At 71.2% G+C, this 250-nt stretch carries 1 protein-coding gene; it reads right to left on the minus strand.

What is annotated here, in order from left to right; translation table 11 throughout:
• The coding region (locus ACQG3P_RS21105; protein ID WP_426806145.1) for a DUF2069 domain-containing protein at window positions 1-247 on the minus strand (247 nt) is incomplete at its 3' end.
• Between the last annotated feature and the right edge of the window lie 3 nt (window positions 248-250).

Raw genomic sequence — 250 nt, forward strand, 5'->3', positions numbered from 1 at the left:
CCAGCAGCAGTTCCAGCCAGGCAAAGTGCGCGGTTTCCGGGTGGCTCCAGGCACTCATCACGCCGTGGCTTAACCAGAACAGCGCCAGCACCCCGGCCCAGAACATCGCCTTGCCCCGCCCCGTGACCACGCCGAGCGCCAGCTGCAGCGGCGGGGCGGTGAAGACCAGCTGGCTGGCCAGCCAGGGCCGGTCAGGCGCGAACCACACCGCATAGGGCGCCGCCAACGCCCGCAGCTCGGTGGCCAGCGT

Source organism: Stenotrophomonas sp. SrG (genome assembly GCF_050031795.1).
GTDB classification, from domain to species: domain Bacteria; phylum Pseudomonadota; class Gammaproteobacteria; order Xanthomonadales; family Xanthomonadaceae; genus Stenotrophomonas; species Stenotrophomonas rhizophila_A.